This window comes from Stappia sp. TSB10GB4, from assembly GCF_900185745.1.
In the GTDB taxonomy this organism is placed as follows: domain Bacteria; phylum Pseudomonadota; class Alphaproteobacteria; order Rhizobiales; family Stappiaceae; genus Stappia.
The window spans coordinates 126823-140974 of record NZ_FYAV01000047.1 but is presented as its reverse complement, the minus strand read 5'-3'; the positions used below and the strand labels follow the sequence as shown (position 1 = coordinate 140974).

The 14152-nt window shown below is 63.9% G+C and carries 14 protein-coding genes; 2 read left to right on the top strand and 12 right to left on the bottom strand.

The window, feature by feature from the left end; translation table 11 throughout:
* Positions 1-48: 48 nt before the first annotated feature.
* From recO to rpoZ, 8 genes are all read right to left on the bottom strand, one after another.
* Positions 49-831, bottom strand: coding sequence for a DNA repair protein RecO (gene recO, locus TSB10GB4_RS11070; RefSeq protein WP_186395790.1), 783 nt, complete (start codon positions 829-831; stop codon positions 49-51).
* 28 nt (positions 832-859) lie between these two features.
* A complete protein-coding gene (gene era, locus TSB10GB4_RS11065; protein WP_186395869.1) occupies positions 860-1774 on the bottom strand; it encodes a GTPase Era in 915 nt (304 codons plus the stop codon).
* Between the two features lie 35 nt (positions 1775-1809).
* Complete coding sequence (rnc, locus tag TSB10GB4_RS11060) at positions 1810-2526, bottom strand: ribonuclease III (protein WP_186395789.1); 717 nt, start codon at positions 2524-2526, stop codon at positions 1810-1812.
* A gap of 24 nt (positions 2527-2550) precedes the next feature.
* On the bottom strand, positions 2551-3303 hold the full coding sequence (gene lepB, locus TSB10GB4_RS11055) for a signal peptidase I (RefSeq protein WP_186395788.1): 753 nt from the start codon (positions 3301-3303) through the stop codon (positions 2551-2553).
* A 222-nt stretch (positions 3304-3525) separates the two neighbouring features.
* Positions 3526-4284: a pyridoxine 5'-phosphate synthase gene (locus tag TSB10GB4_RS11050; RefSeq protein ID WP_186389583.1), complete on the bottom strand. Its 759-nt coding sequence runs from the start codon at positions 4282-4284 to the stop codon at positions 3526-3528.
* 114 nt (positions 4285-4398) lie between these two features.
* Positions 4399-4992: a DUF2062 domain-containing protein gene (locus TSB10GB4_RS11045; RefSeq protein WP_186389582.1), complete on the bottom strand. Its 594-nt coding sequence runs from the start codon at positions 4990-4992 to the stop codon at positions 4399-4401.
* Positions 4993-5039: 47 nt separating this feature from the next.
* Complete coding sequence (locus tag TSB10GB4_RS11040; protein WP_186389581.1) at positions 5040-7253, bottom strand: bifunctional (p)ppGpp synthetase/guanosine-3',5'-bis(diphosphate) 3'-pyrophosphohydrolase; 2214 nt, start codon at positions 7251-7253, stop codon at positions 5040-5042.
* Positions 7254-7383: 130 nt separating this feature from the next.
* On the bottom strand, positions 7384-7791 hold the full coding sequence (rpoZ, locus tag TSB10GB4_RS11035) for a DNA-directed RNA polymerase subunit omega (RefSeq protein WP_186389580.1): 408 nt from the start codon (positions 7789-7791) through the stop codon (positions 7384-7386).
* Between the two features lie 450 nt (positions 7792-8241).
* On the opposite strand from rpoZ, the gene TSB10GB4_RS11030 reads away from it, so the two are divergent.
* Together TSB10GB4_RS11030 and TSB10GB4_RS11025 are read left to right on the top strand one after the other, a co-directional pair.
* On the top strand, positions 8242-8829 hold the full coding sequence (locus tag TSB10GB4_RS11030; protein WP_186389579.1) for an NYN domain-containing protein: 588 nt from the start codon (positions 8242-8244) through the stop codon (positions 8827-8829).
* 11 nt (positions 8830-8840) lie between these two features.
* Positions 8841-9494, top strand: coding sequence for a uracil-DNA glycosylase (locus TSB10GB4_RS11025; RefSeq protein WP_186390075.1), 654 nt, complete (start codon positions 8841-8843; stop codon positions 9492-9494).
* A gap of 24 nt (positions 9495-9518) precedes the next feature.
* Here TSB10GB4_RS11025 and TSB10GB4_RS11020 read toward each other — a convergent pair whose 3' ends face one another.
* The 4 genes from TSB10GB4_RS11020 to TSB10GB4_RS11005 all read right to left on the bottom strand — a co-directional run bounded on the left by TSB10GB4_RS11020 (position 9519) and on the right by TSB10GB4_RS11005 (position 14115).
* Complete coding sequence (locus TSB10GB4_RS11020; RefSeq protein WP_186395787.1) at positions 9519-10289, bottom strand: arginyltransferase; 771 nt, start codon at positions 10287-10289, stop codon at positions 9519-9521.
* A 28-nt stretch (positions 10290-10317) separates the two neighbouring features.
* Entirely contained in the window at positions 10318-12150 is a 1833-nt protein-coding gene (locus TSB10GB4_RS11015) for an SLC13 family permease (RefSeq protein WP_186389577.1), read from the bottom strand.
* Between the two features lie 160 nt (positions 12151-12310).
* Entirely contained in the window at positions 12311-12808 is a 498-nt protein-coding gene (locus TSB10GB4_RS11010; RefSeq protein ID WP_186389576.1) for an RDD family protein, read from the bottom strand.
* A gap of 83 nt (positions 12809-12891) precedes the next feature.
* Entirely contained in the window at positions 12892-14115 is a 1224-nt protein-coding gene (locus TSB10GB4_RS11005; RefSeq protein WP_186389575.1) for a threonine ammonia-lyase, read from the bottom strand.
* Positions 14116-14152: the final 37 nt, after the last annotated feature.

Below are 14152 nucleotides of genomic sequence, written 5' to 3'. Positions count from 1 at the left end.
GGCATTCGCAGTCCGAGGCAATGCGCGAGCCGTCGCCAATGGCGGTTTTCAGCCGCTTTCCGCCTCTTGGAGCTGGCGCTTGATCGCCTCGATGAACCCGTCGCGGGCCGGAGACATCTGTAGCAGGCGCGGGGCGAGAACATGCCGGTCGAGAAAGTAGCCGGTGAGGCGGAAGGCATCCTCCAGCGCCTTTCGATCCGGAAGCCTTCCTGCGAGTTCGGAAGGGATGCCTTCCGCGCGAGGGGAGGACGCTTCTGGCGCCAGAAACGGCGGCAGGGGCAGCAGGCGAGGGGCGTAAGGCAGCCCCGCCTCGCGGCAGACCGCGCGTCCCGATTTCGGCGAAACATAGATCAGGTCGTCGCTGCGTCCCGTTGCGGCGCATTCCGTCAGGTCCAGCCCGAAGCCGAGTTCGGCAAGAACCTGCAGTTCGAAATGCACCATCAGCGCACCGGCGACCAGCGGCTCGTGCAGATGGGCGATGATCGCCTCGAGCCCGTCATGAAGCTGCGGATGCGGATCGCGTTCAGGGAGGAAGTGCAGCAGGGCCGCGAGCGCCTGGATGCCGTAGACGCCGGTCGAACTGGTCATCAACTGGGCGGCGCGCAGTTCCAGCGGCTCGATGGCGTAGAGACCGAGGTGATCGTCGAGGCGGGCCCGCCAGACGAGGCCGACGCGATTTCCCGGCTGCAGTGCCGCCTGCATGCGCCGGCTGCGCCCGCCGCGCACGAGACCCAGATGCCGGCCGCGCTCGCGCGTCATCGCCTCGAGGATCAGGCTGCTCTCGCCGTGTTTCCTCGTCGCCAGGATGATGCCGTCAGCGCTCCATTCCATGGGTATGCGGCCAGATCGGTGAGAGGTGCTACCTTGGGAACTCCAGGCCCATCTCGCGGTAGCGCTCGGGGTCGTCGGACCAGTTCTCGCGCACCTTGACGAAGAGGAACAGGTGGACCGGGCAGCCGGCGGCCTCGGCGATTTCGGCGCGGGCGGCCTGCGAGATCGCCTTGATGGTGCGTCCGCCCTGGCCGAGCACGATCATCTTCTGGCTGTCGCGCTCGACATAGATCGTCTGCTCGATACGGACCGAACCGTCCTTGCGCTGCTCCCAGGCCTCGGTCTCCACCGTCGACATGTAGGGGAGTTCCTGATGCAGGCGCAGGAACAGTTTCTCGCGAGTGATCTCGGCAGCCAGCATGCGCATCGGCAGGTCCGAGGCCTGGTCCTCCGGATAGAGCCAGGGGCTTGGTGGGACGCGCTCGGCGAGATCTTCCATCAGGTCGTCGAGACCGGAGCCGGTGACGGCCGACACCATGAAGGTCTTGTCGAACTGGACGATGTCGTTGGCCTTCTGCGCCAGCGCCAGCAGTTTCTCGCGCCTGGTGACGTCGATCTTGTTGAGGATCAGCAACTTCGGCAGCTTCACATCCGCGAGCCGCTCCAGGATGCTGGCGACCTGATCGTCGATGCCCTTGCGCGCATCGATCAGCAGGGCAACCACGTCAGCCTCGCGCGCGCCGCCCCAGGCGGTGTCGACCATGGCGCGCTCCAGTCGCCGCGTGGGACGGAAGATGCCCGGCGTGTCGACGAAGATCACCTGCGAGGCCCCGTGCATGGCGATGCCGCGCACCAGGGTGCGCGTCGTCTGCACCTTGTGGGTGACGATAGAGACCTTCACGCCGACAAGGGCGTTGAGCAGGGTCGACTTGCCGGCATTCGGCGCCCCGATCAGCGCGACGAAACCGGCCTTGGTGGCGGTCTCGTTCGTCTCGGGGGACATGCCGGTGCCCTCGGTCGGGGCCTGGTCGCTGGTGCTCACTTGATATCCGTCTCCGTCCAGACGCCTTCCCGCAGGAGAGCCGTCTCTGCCGCCCGCTGTTCCGCGAGCCGTTTCGATCCGCCGGTTCCCGTGGCCGGCTCGTATCCGTCGATCTCCACCTGGACGGTGAAGCTGGGCGCGTGGTCCGGGCCGCTGCGCTCCGTCATCACGTATCGCGGGGCGGCCTTGCCGCGTCCTTGCGCCCATTCCTGCAGCATCGTCTTGGCATCGCGCAACGGGCCGGTATAGCCGGTCATCCGTGGTCCCCAGTGGCGCTCGATCAGAGTTTGCGCCGCCTCGAGCCCGCCGTCCAGATAAACGGCGGCAATCACCGCCTCGCAGACGTCGGCGAGGATCGCCATCTTGCGCTTGCCGCCGGTCTGAGCCTCGCTCTCGCCAAGGCGGATGGCATCGCCGAGCTTCAGGTCCCTGGCGACTTCCGCGCAGGTCTCCTTGCGCACAAGCTGGTTCAGCCGCCGCGCCAACTCGCCTTCCTCGGCCCTGGGAAAGCTGCGATGCAGCATCGTCGCGACCGCGAGCCCGAGCACCCGGTCGCCAAGGAACTCCAGACGCTGGTAGCTTGCCGCCGGCCCGCTACGCGCGGTGGCGCTGCCATGGGTCAGGGCGCGCGCGAGAAGCTCACCGTCGCGAAAATCATGGCCGAGGCGCTTCTGCAGTTGCGCCTCGGCCTTTTTCTGCACATCGGACTTCATGTCGAGGTCTCTAGGCCACCTGCTTCACAGCAGCTTGAACAGCCGGCTGCCGCGCACGGTCCAGGGCCACTTCCAGAACATCCAGGCCGACGCATCCTCGTCGACGGAGAAGAACAGCATCTCCGCGCGGCCGACAAAATTCTCGAAGGGAACATAGCCGACGGCGGACAGGACACGGCTGTCGGTGGAGTTATCGCGGTTGTCGCCCATCATGAAATAGTGGCCGGGCGGCACCTTGTAGACGCCGGTATTGTCCCAGGTGCCTCGGGTCGTCAGGTCCAGCGTGTCGTAGGTGACCCCGTTGGGCAGCGTTTCCCGATAGCGGGGAACACGCCGCACATTGCCGAACTGGTCGGTGGTGATGAAATCGTCGATCTGGGTCCGTTCCACCGCCGTGCCGTTGATGTGCAGAACCCCGTCGATCATCTGGATTTCGTCGCCGGGCAGACCGATGACGCGCTTGATGTAGTCGACGGAGGTATCCTTCGGCAGCTTGAAAACGGCGACGTCGCCGCGCTCCGGTTCGCTCGCCCAGATGCGCCCCTCCATCGGAACGAGCCCGTAAGGGAACGAGTATCGGGAGTAGCCGTAGCTGTATTTCGAGACGAAGAGATAGTCGCCGATAAGCAGCGTATCCATCATCGAGCCGGACGGGATATTGAAGGGCTGGAACAGCAGGGTCCGCACCACCAGGGCCAGCAGCAGCGCCTGCACAAGCACCTTCACGGTCTCGTAGAGGCCACCTTCCTTGCTCTTGCTATCGTCGGACACGCTCATTTTTTCCTTCGTGACGGTCGCTCCCCGGCGCCGGCCTGATGGCTTGCGGCCCGTCTGGGAGGCAGTCCCGCCCGTGCCGCATCGCCGCTGATCTTCGGCTGGATTCGGGAAAGGGACTGCGCCTTGTCTCCAAGGCTTGTACCGGCTTGCCCCAATTGACGCAATGCAAACGCCGCGCGCCGCGCCAGGGCGCAGGGTCCGCGCCGGTTTCCCGCGGAATTTTCAGGGTCTGGCGCTTGCCCGCCCCGCATCCATCCGCCGCCGCATTTCGCGGATTGCCGCTTCCAGGCCGATGAAGATGCCTTCGCCGACGAGGAAGTGGCCGATGTTCAACTCGGCAAGCTCAGGGATCGCCGCGACGCCTTCCACGGTGTCAAAGGCAAGGCCGTGTCCAGCATGGACCTCCAGCCCCAATGCCACGCCGTACCGGGCGGCCTCGCGGATCCGGTCGAGTTCCAGGGCTGCCGCTTTCGCGTCGCCGTCATTGTGAAGATCGCAATAGCGACCGGTATGCAGTTCCACCACGGGTGCGCCAAGGGCGACTGCGGCATCGAGTTGAGCCTTGTCGGCCTCGATGAACAGCGAGACGCGCGTACCGTTGTCGGCAAGGGCCGCGATCAAGGGCTTCAGGTGGTTATGCTGGCCGCGTGCGTCGAGGCCGCCTTCGGTCGTCCGTTCCTCGCGCTTTTCTGGCACGATGCACGCCGCGTGCGGGCGCGCCTCGAGAGCGATCTTCAGCATTTCCTCGGTTGCCGCCATCTCGAAATTCAGCGGCAGGTCGATTTCCTTGCTCAGTCGCGCGATGTCGTGGTCGGAGATGTGGCGGCGGTCTTCGCGCAGATGCGCCGTGATGCCGTCGGCGCCGGCCTGGGCCGCGAGATGCGCGGCACGCACCGGATCGGGAAACCGGCCGCCGCGCGCGTTGCGGATCGTTGCCACGTGATCGATGTTGACGCCAAGACGCAGGCGCTGACTGAGCATGGGAAACTCCTGGGGAGGTCGGTCTGTCGAACCGGAAGGCAGGTTTGCGCCACTATGTGGCTTCCATCTCCTGTCTTCAACGGGAAAGCGACTGGCGGGGTCGCTCTCGCCGCGTCAGGCGTCGGCGTCGTGCGTTGCGCCCTTGACGCCGCCGGGGAGCCGGCGCGATGCCAGCTTGAGACGGCGCGAGCGTTGATAGGCGCGCACGCTGTAGAACACCAGGAAATAGAAGATCGTCGCGGTCAGCAGCCCGAGCGGGACCGCCCCCACCAGCATCGGCTTGATCAGCGGCAGGAGCGTATCCAGCGACTTCTCGAGAAAGCCTCCGTCCAGATGCCTGTCGATGGTGCGGTGGTCGAGGGTCTTGGCCTCGCCATAGATGATCATGGAGCCGACCTTGTAGGTCGAGGCCCAGATGAAGGGAAAGGTGAGGGGATTGCCCACCGCTGTCCCCAGGGCGGCGGCGACCATGTTTCCGCCGACGATGAAGGCGAGAACGAAGCTCAGAAGGAAATGCAGCCCGATGAAGGGCGTGATCGAGGCAAAGGCGCCGGCGGCGAAGCCGAGGGCGATCGCATTCGGGCTGGCTGTCAGCCTCAGCACACGCTTCGAGAAGTACCGGGCGGAGCGAGCGAAGCTGTGACGCGGCCAGACTGCGACGCGCAGGCGTTCCAGATGGTTCGGCTTGTCACGACGTTTGAAAAGCATGCCTCGTCTTCACGTCCTCTTGTACGTCCGCCAGCGGCGATGCCCGGTCAGCCGATCTCGCGTGTGACGCTGGACACATTCGGCTTTGCCCGTAGCTGATTGATGATGCGATTCAAGTGCTTCAGATCCCATACCTCAAGATCGATAAGGATTTCATGAAAATCTGCGGCCCGTCGCAGCATTTTCAGATTGTCGATATTACCACCCAGTTCGGCAATCGTTGCGGCAATCGTCGCGAGAGATCCAGGTTCGTTGAGGGCGTAGACATTGATGCGCGCCGGGAAGCGTTCCCGCTTCTCTCCGCCCATGTCCCAGCGAACGTCCAGCCAACGATCCGTTTCATCCTCGAACGCCTGAAGTGCCGGCGACTGTATCGGATATATGGTGACGCCGACGCCCGGTGTCAGGATGCCGACGATACGATCGCCGGGGACGGCGCCTCCTTCCGGCGCAAAGGAGACGGGAAGATCGCCGGACAATCCGCGAATCGGCAGTGATCCCTCGCCGTGGCGGCCGTCCTCGCCATCCGGGATGCGGAACTTCATGCCGCTTCCGGACTCAAGGCCGAACCAGCCCGGCTCGCCGGACTGCATCGCATTTGGCAGACGGTCGTCCTGGTAATCCGGGTAAAGGGTGGTGACGATCTCGTGCGCCCGCATTTCGCCGCGTCCGACCGCGGCGAGCAGATCCGCAAGCGCGCTGAAGCCGAGATCGGGCAGCGCCCCTTCGATCCGCTCCTCGTTGAACGCATGCCCTGCCCGACGGAACGCCCTTTCGAGAATGTGCCGGCCCAGCGAGCCATATTGCTGGCGGGCGTTCTCGCGGGTCGCGCGACGGATCGCGGCGCGGGCCTTGCCGGTAACGGCGATCGATTCCCAGGCCGGAGGCGGCGTCTGTGCCTGGCTGCGAACGATGTCGACCTCGTCGCCGTTGCGAAGCTCGGTGACGAGCGGCATGATCTGGCCATTGACCTTGGCGCCGACGCAGGTGTTGCCGATATCGGTGTGGACCGCATAGGCGAAGTCGATGGGCGTTGCGCCGCGGGGCAGGGCGATCAGTCGGCCCTTCGGTGTGAAACAGAACACCTGGTCGTGGAACAGCTCCAGCTTGGTGTTTTCGAGGAATTCTTCGGGCGTATCACCCTGCGACAGCAACTCGATCGTGCGCCGCAGCCATTCGTAGGCGCGGCTTTCGTCGTTGAGCTTGTTGATGTTTCTGCCGCCCAGCTCGCCATCCTTGTAGAGCGCGTGCGCGGCGATCCCGTATTCGGCGACGCGGTCCATCGCCGTTGTGCGGATCTGCAACTCGACGCGCTGACGGCTGGGACCGACGACGGTCGTGTGGATCGACCGGTAGTCGTTCTGCTTGGGAGTCGACAGATAGTCCTTGAAGCGATCGGGCACCGCCGGCCAGGTTGTGTGGACCACGCCGAGCACCCGGTAACAGGCCTCGACCGTGCCGACCACCACGCGAAACCCGTAGATGTCCGACAATTGTTCGAAGGCGATCGACTTCGACTGCATCTTGCGGAAGATCGAGTAGGGCCGCTTCTCCCGCCCCTTGACCAGAGCCGCGATGCCACGCTCTTCCAAGCGCGCCATCAGGTCGTGCTCGATGTCGGTGATCAGGCTCTTGTTCTTGTCGCGAAGCGCCGTCAGCCGATCGGTGATCGTGGAATAGGCATCCGGATTGAGGGTCCTGAAGGCGATGTCCTCCAGTTCCTCGCGCATGTCGTGCATGCCCATGCGTCCGGCGAGCGGCGCATAGATCTCCATCGTCTCCTCGGCGATCCGGCCGCGCTTGTGCTCCGGCATATGGTGGAGCGTACGCATGTTGTGGAGCCGGTCCGCCAGCTTGACGAGCAGGACACGCACGTCATCGGCGATCGCAAGAAGCAGCTTGCGGAAGTTTTCGGCCTGCTTCGCGCGCTTGGATGCAAGATCGAGACGCTTGATCTTGGTCAGTCCGTCGACGAGCTTGCCGATCTCGGGACCGAACATCCTGTCGATCTCGTCGCGGGTCGCGGATGTGTCCTCGATGGTGTCGTGCAGCAGGGCGACAGCAATGGTCGCATCGTCGAGACGCAGATCCGTGAGAATCGCGGCGACTTCGAGAGGGTGGGAGAAGTAGGGATCTCCCGACGCGCGCTTCTGGGTGCCATGCTTCTGCATGGCATAGACATACGCCTTGTTGAGAAGCGCCTCGTCGGCATTCGGATTGTATCGCTGGACCTTCTCGACCAGCTCATATTGCCGCATCATTGCGGAAACGCCTCACACATCGGTGCGGCCGAGACCATGCCGCTGTCCCACGGGACGCCACGACAGACGACTGCAGGGACAGACGACCGCACGCCGCCGCTCGGCGGCATACGCCGCCAGGCGTCCGCGTTCAGATGTCGTCCTTGCGCTCCGGCGGCACAAGGCCCTCGAGGCCGCGCAGCAGATCTTCCTCGGACATGCGGTCGAACTCGACCGAGCTGTCGTCGACGGCGTTGACCTCGGTTCCGCCTTGACTCTGCGAGGAGGTGTTGGGGACCATCGGAACGGCTTCCGCCTCCGGCTCGTCCACCTCGACATACTTCTGCAACGAGTGGATCAGATCTTCCTTCAGATCCTCGGGGCTGATGGTCTGCTCGGCGACCTCCCGCAGGGCAACGACAGGATTCTTGTCGTTGTCGCGATCGATGGTCAACGGCGAGCCGTTGGAAATCATCCGGGCCCGATGGCTCGCAAGCAGCACCAGTTCGAAGCGGTTCTCGACCTTGTCGATGCAGTCTTCGACTGTCACGCGCGCCATAGGTATGCTCCATTTAAACGGTTGTCAGCAAGCGGCGATATGTACTGTGTTGCACCGCAAGACGCAAGCCTTACGAGGAAGGAGGCTACGGTTTTGTTTTTTAATCACGTTTCTAATTTCGCCATGTTTTCCTGTAGACTCTTTCCTTAAACCTGCAGAAGCTCAGTTGCCGCTTTATGGCAAAATGGTGTAGGTGGAAATACTCACAGACGGTTGAGTGTACCGTCCAAAGCAAAAAGACGGGATGCTTGCAGGATTGCATCCCATGGGCACGGAAGCCGGATGGAAATCCGGATTGCAGGTCGATCCGAAAACGATGTCGAGTCGAGCCTCAACTCCTGACGCGGTGGGCGAACCCGCGTCATAAGGCAGCTCGCTGACTTTCCCTTGGGTGCGCTTCTCCCTCGGGGTGGTGGTCGCCCTGCATTGCAATGAAAGGTATTGTACGAGATGTTCGATCCACGAGAGAAGGTTGCGTTGTTCATTGACGGCGCGAACCTGTATTCGACTGCGCGCAGTATTGGATTTGATATTGACTACAAGATGCTGCTTCAGGAATTCCAGAAGACTGGTTATCTTTTGAGGGCGTATTACTATACAGCTCTGATCGAGGATCAGGAATATTCGTCGATCCGTCCGCTGATCGACTGGCTGGACTACAATGGCTACAAAGTTGTCACCAAGCCGGTGAAGGAGTTCGTGGACTCGACCGGGCGTCGCAAGATCAAGGGCAACATGGATATCGAGCTTGCGGTCGATGCCATGGAAATCGTCGAGCATGTCGATCACATCGTCCTGTTTTCCGGCGACGGCGATTTTCGTCCGCTGGTCGAGGCCCTGCAGCGCAAGGGCCGAAAGGTCAGTGTCGTCTCCACCTTGCAGACCCAGCCGCCGATGATTGCCGACGACCTGAGACGGCAGGCCGATCATTTCATCGACCTCGCGAATCTTGCCAAGAAGGTCGGACGCGATCCCGCCGAGCGGCCGGCACGGCCGGCGCCACGCCGCGCCGAGGTGGAAGAAGACGACGATTATTGAGGCAGGCCGAGGTGTCAGACCTGCCTGATCCTGGACGGGACTGTCCGTTCTGCCCGCGTCTCGTGGCCTTTCGCGAGCGGCACAGGGCGGAGCAGCCTGTCTGGCACAACGCGCCTGTTCCAACCTTCGCCTCCGAGCGGCCCCGGTTGCTGATCGTCGGACTTGCGCCGGGCCTGAGGGGCGCGAACCGCACCGGGCGTCCGTTTACCGGCGACTATGCCGGGGATCTCCTCTATGAGACGTTGGTGGATTTCGGCTTTGCGCGTGGCCAGTACCAGGCGCGACCGGATGACGGGCTCGAACTCGTTGATGCCGCCATCACCAATGCAGTGAGATGCGTTCCGCCGGAGAACAAGCCGACAGGGGCGGAAATCCGAACCTGTCTGCCCTATCTCGCGCAGACCTTCGAGGCCTTGCCCTCGCTCAAGGCTGTGGTGGCGCTCGGGCGTATTGCGCATGATGCGACGCTGTCAGCCCTGGGTGTCAGGCGCGCGGCCCACCCTTTCGGCCACAACGCGCGGCACGAGCTTTCGTCAGGACCCGTTCTGTTCGACAGCTATCATTGCTCCCGCTACAACACCAACACCGGCCGGTTGACCCGCGAGATGTTCCGCGACGTCTTTGCGGCGGTGCGTGTGCAGGTGGATGCGGCGCGGGACGATTGAGGCGATCACATCACGCCGATGCGATCAGGTGGACGGGTCTGCGTCGGGCTCCGCGGCAGAAAACCAGCCGCGCGGGCCAAGATGATCCTGCGGCTGGAAGCGTGCCTTGTAGTCCATCTTGGGCGAGCCCTGCACCCAGTAGCCAAGATAGACATAAGGCAGACCCAGCGCCCTTGCGCGTTCCACATGGTCGAGGATCAGGTGGGTGCCGAGACTTCGGAGCGGAGCTTCGGGCTCGAAGAAGGAATAGACCATCGACAGTCCGTCGCTCAGTCGATCGGTAAGGGCGACCGCGAGAAGCGGGCCGGCGCCACGGCCGGTGAGGAACGTATCCGGCCCCCGTCGGCGGTATTCGATCAGCATCGTCTCCACATGGGTGTCCTCGATCATCATCGCATAGTCGAGAACGGTCATGTCCGACATGCCGCCATTGGCGTGTCGTGCGTCGAGATAGCGGCGGAAAAGGTCGTATTGCTGCGACGAGGGGGCCGGATCGCTGATGCTGCCCACCAGATCCGCGTTTCGCTTCCACAGGCGGCGGAAGGATCGGGTCCAGCGAAAATTATCGACACGCACCCGGATGGAGACGCAGGCGCGGCAGTTCTCGCAGGCGGGACGATAGGCGATGTTCTGGCTGCGGCGGAACCCGCCCTGGGTGAGCACGTCGTTGAGGATTTGCGCCCGCGAGCCGACGAGATGCGTGAAGACCTTTCTCTCCTGCTTGCCAGGCAGGTAGGGGCAAGGCGACGGCGCAGTCAGGTAGAATTGCGGTGTGTCGGTCGGATGTCGCGTCAAGTGCGTCCTTCCCGCTCAGCGCGTCTCACTACATCGAGAAGCCATAATATATGGGTGCGACAAAAGTGAAAGTCAGCCAGAGCAACAGCGCGAGCGGTGTGCCGGCGACGATAAAATCCGAAAACCGGTAGTGGCCGGGCCCCATGACGATCAGGTTGGTCTGGTAGCCGATCGGCGTCGCGAAGGAGCAGTTGGCGGCGAAGATGACGCAGGTGACGAAGGCTTCCACCGGCATGCCGCTCTGGATCGCCATGTTGACGGCGATTGGTGTGAACAGCACCGCAGTTGCGTTGTTCGACAGAACGTTGGTCAGCAGCATGACCAGCAGGAAGAGGGAGGACAGCATCACCATCGGCCGCTGACCCTCAAGTGCCAGCACCAGGAGATCGGCGATCATGCTGGCTCCGCCGGTGACTTCCAGGGCGCTGGCGGCCGCGATGGAGGCGCCAATGAGCATGAAGATCCGGCTGTCTACCGCGCGCAGCGCCTGCCGCGTGTTGAGGCACCCGGACAGCACCATCGCCAGGGTCGCCGTGATCGAGGCGATGACGATGGGGACGAGGCCGCTGGCGCTGGCCGCCACCATCAGCGCGAAGATGGCGAGCGCTCGCGGGGCCATGCGCCGCGGCGGCAGCTCTGCGGTCGACCAGTCGAGCAGCAGCACGTCGCGGTTCGTGCGCAGCTTCTGGACGCTGGAGGCGTGGCCGGCGACCAGAAGAACGTCTCCCGGCTCGAGCCGGATTTCCGTCATCGCCATGCGCGGCATCCGCGACCGGCGCTGAACGCCCATCACCACGCAGTCCGTCTCGCTGTGAAAGCCGCTCTGGGCGATCGTGCGCCCCGATAGACGTGAGGCGGGAGCGACCACCACTTCCGCAAGCGTGAGCGAACGCTGCGGCAACGACGTCTCGACCTCGGACGGCTCCTCGCTTTCCGTTGCCATCAACGGGCGCCGTTGCGAGAGGGCGGCCGTCAGCGCATGGCGTGTGGCGGCCACGATCACGGTATCTCCCGGCATCAGGGTGACATTCTCGAAAGGCGGCAGGATCGGTCGCTCGCCGCGCTGGACGAGCCGGACGGTCATGTCCTTCAGAGCGGGAAACAGGCCGGTGACGGAGGTGACGCCTTCCAGAGGATGCCCGGCGGTGATGCCGATCTGGGCGATGAACTGTTTCCCGGACGAGACCTGCAACTCTTCTGCCATCGAGCGCCGCGGCTTCAAGAGATACGGCATGACGAACAGGACATAGAGGATGCCGACGCTCGCCAGGATGCTGCCCATGCCGGTGAAGCTGAAGAAGCCCAGCCGGAGATCGCTGGTGCGGGCCGCCACATCGGCGACCAGCAGGTTGGTCGAGGAGCCGATCAGCGTGGTCATTCCGCCGAGGATGGCGATGAAGGACAGGGGCATCAGCAGCCGCGCCGCCGGTTTGCCCTGCGCCGCGGCGACGGCGGACAAGATCGGCAGGAACATGACCACGACCGGGGTATTGTTCAGGAAGCCGCTGATCACGGCGACGGCGATGAGGATCGGTGCCGCCGCCAGCACCGGACGTTTGCGTGTGGCGTCGACGATGATCTTGGCCGGTTTTTCGAGCGCATCCGTCTGGAACAGCCCCTGTCCGACGATCAGCAGGCAGATGACGGTCACCAGCGCGGGATTGGCGAAGCCGGCGAGCAATTCGGCCGGGCCGATCGTGGCGGTGCCAACGGCCGGTTGGAAAAAGCTGAAAATCAAAAGGAAAGCGACGACGGATCCGAGCGCGACCACTTCCAGGGCGACGCGCTCCAGAGCGTAGAGCACGACGGTGGCCACGATCACCACGAAGGTCAGCAACATCGCGGGATCGATCGGCAGCATGTGGCGGGCTCGTGTCCTTGGTGGGGAGCACGCGAGTTGCGTGCAGCGCGGCACGCGCCATGTGCTTTTTTAATGGGGCGGCGCACTTTCGCAAAGCGGCAATGAGCTCATCCACCGCTTGCTCTTCAGAATGGATTTGCTTGCAAAGACTATTTGGCGGTCAATCCGTTTCGCGCCCGCGGTTCACCACCACCACGCCGAGCACGATGTCGTGCAGCAGACGCTTTTCCGCATTGAAGAAGCTGACGAGCAGGACGAGCGGCGTGAGCAGGCTGAAGGAGAACCAGAACAGCAGGGCATGCATGGCCGCAATCAGCATGTCGGGGCGCCGGCCGTCCAGCATCCGCATGGTGATCCCCATGGCCCGCATGCCGGGCGTTGCACTGTGCGGTCCGCCGAGCGTGATGCTGACATAGGCGAGCGCGACGCCTGGGCCGAGCACCGGGAACAGCAGCCAGCCGAGGCCGAACGTGAAGAGGCCGAGGAACAGAAGCAGCAGGCCGCCGGCAAGGGTCAGGGCGACGATGACCGCCGCATCGATGAAGAAGGCAAGAATGCGATTCGTCCGCAAACCGTCGAACAGTCTCGGATCGAGGCCGGGGATGCCGCGCCCGTCGTCTGTCTCGCCACCGGAACCCGACGCGTTCCGCTCATACATCGTCAAGCCTCCTTGTCGTCCCTGCAGGTGGTGATGCGGGCGGCTCATGTCAAACCGCTTGTGCGCAAGCCGGTCGCCGGCGATCAGATCCGGGATTCGCCGAGATCGAGCGGGTGCACGGAATGGCCGGCGGCTTCCAGCGCCCCGTGGATGCGGCCCGCGTGATCGCGGTCGTGCGTTTCCATCGTGACGTCGAGGGTCGTGCCTTTGGCCGGCACGTTGAGAAACAGCCGATGGTGGGAAACCTCCAGGATGTTTCCCCCAAGACGGCCGATCAGGGTCGCAATCTCCCCGAGAATGCCCGGACGGTCGGCAGTGGTGATGCGAATCGAGAGCAGGCGGCCCTCGCGGGCGAGTTCCCGCACCATGATCGAGGAGAGCAGGCGTGGGTCGATGTTCCCGCCGCACAGGACAAGACCGACACGCTTACCTGCAAAGCGCTCCGGATAGGCGAGCAGGGCGGCGAGACCGGCCGCTCCCGCGCCCTCGGCCATGGTCTTCTGCCGGGTCAGATAGGCATTGACCGCCCGCTCCAGCGTTGCCTCGTCGACAAGCAGGATGTCGTTGACGGTCTGGCGAACGATCTCGAGCGTGAGCTTGCCGACATTCTTGACCGCAATGCCCTCGGCCAGCGTCGCACCGCCACAGGTGACCGGTTCTCCGCGCAAGGCGCCGATCATGGAGGGGTAGAGGGCGGCCTCCACGCCGACAATCTCGATGTCGGGCCTGGTGGCCCTGGCCGCGACGGCGATCCCCGAGATCAGCCCGCCGCCACCGACCGGAACGACCAGGCAATCGAGGTCCGGGTGGTCTTGCAGCATCTCCAGTGCAATGGTGCCCTGGCCGGAGATGATTGCCGGGTCGTCATAGGGGTGGACCCAGACGAGCCCTTCCTCGTCGGCAATGCGCTCCGCCTCTGCCTGGGCATCGGCCAGGACCTCGCCTGCAAGTACGACACGGGCTCCATAGCCGCGCGTTGCCGCGACCTTCACGAACGGGGTCGGCTCCGGCATGACGATGGTGGCCGGAATCCCGAGCCGAGCGGCATGATAGGCGACGGCTTGCGCATGATTGCCCGCCGACATGGCGATGACACCGCGCCGGCGCTCGGCATCTGCAAGCGCGGAGAGCTTGACGAGGGCGCCGCGCTCCTTGAACGCGTTGGTGACCTGCAGGTTCTCGTATTTGACGAAAACCTCCGCCCCGGTCAGTTGCGAAAGTTTCGGTGCCGGCAGGCACGGCGTGCGCATCACGGCTCCCTCGATGAGCCTTGCAGCCTGAACGATCGTATCGAGGGAAACTTGCATGTGAGTGGTCCGGCTGCGCGAAAAGTTGCGCCCAACT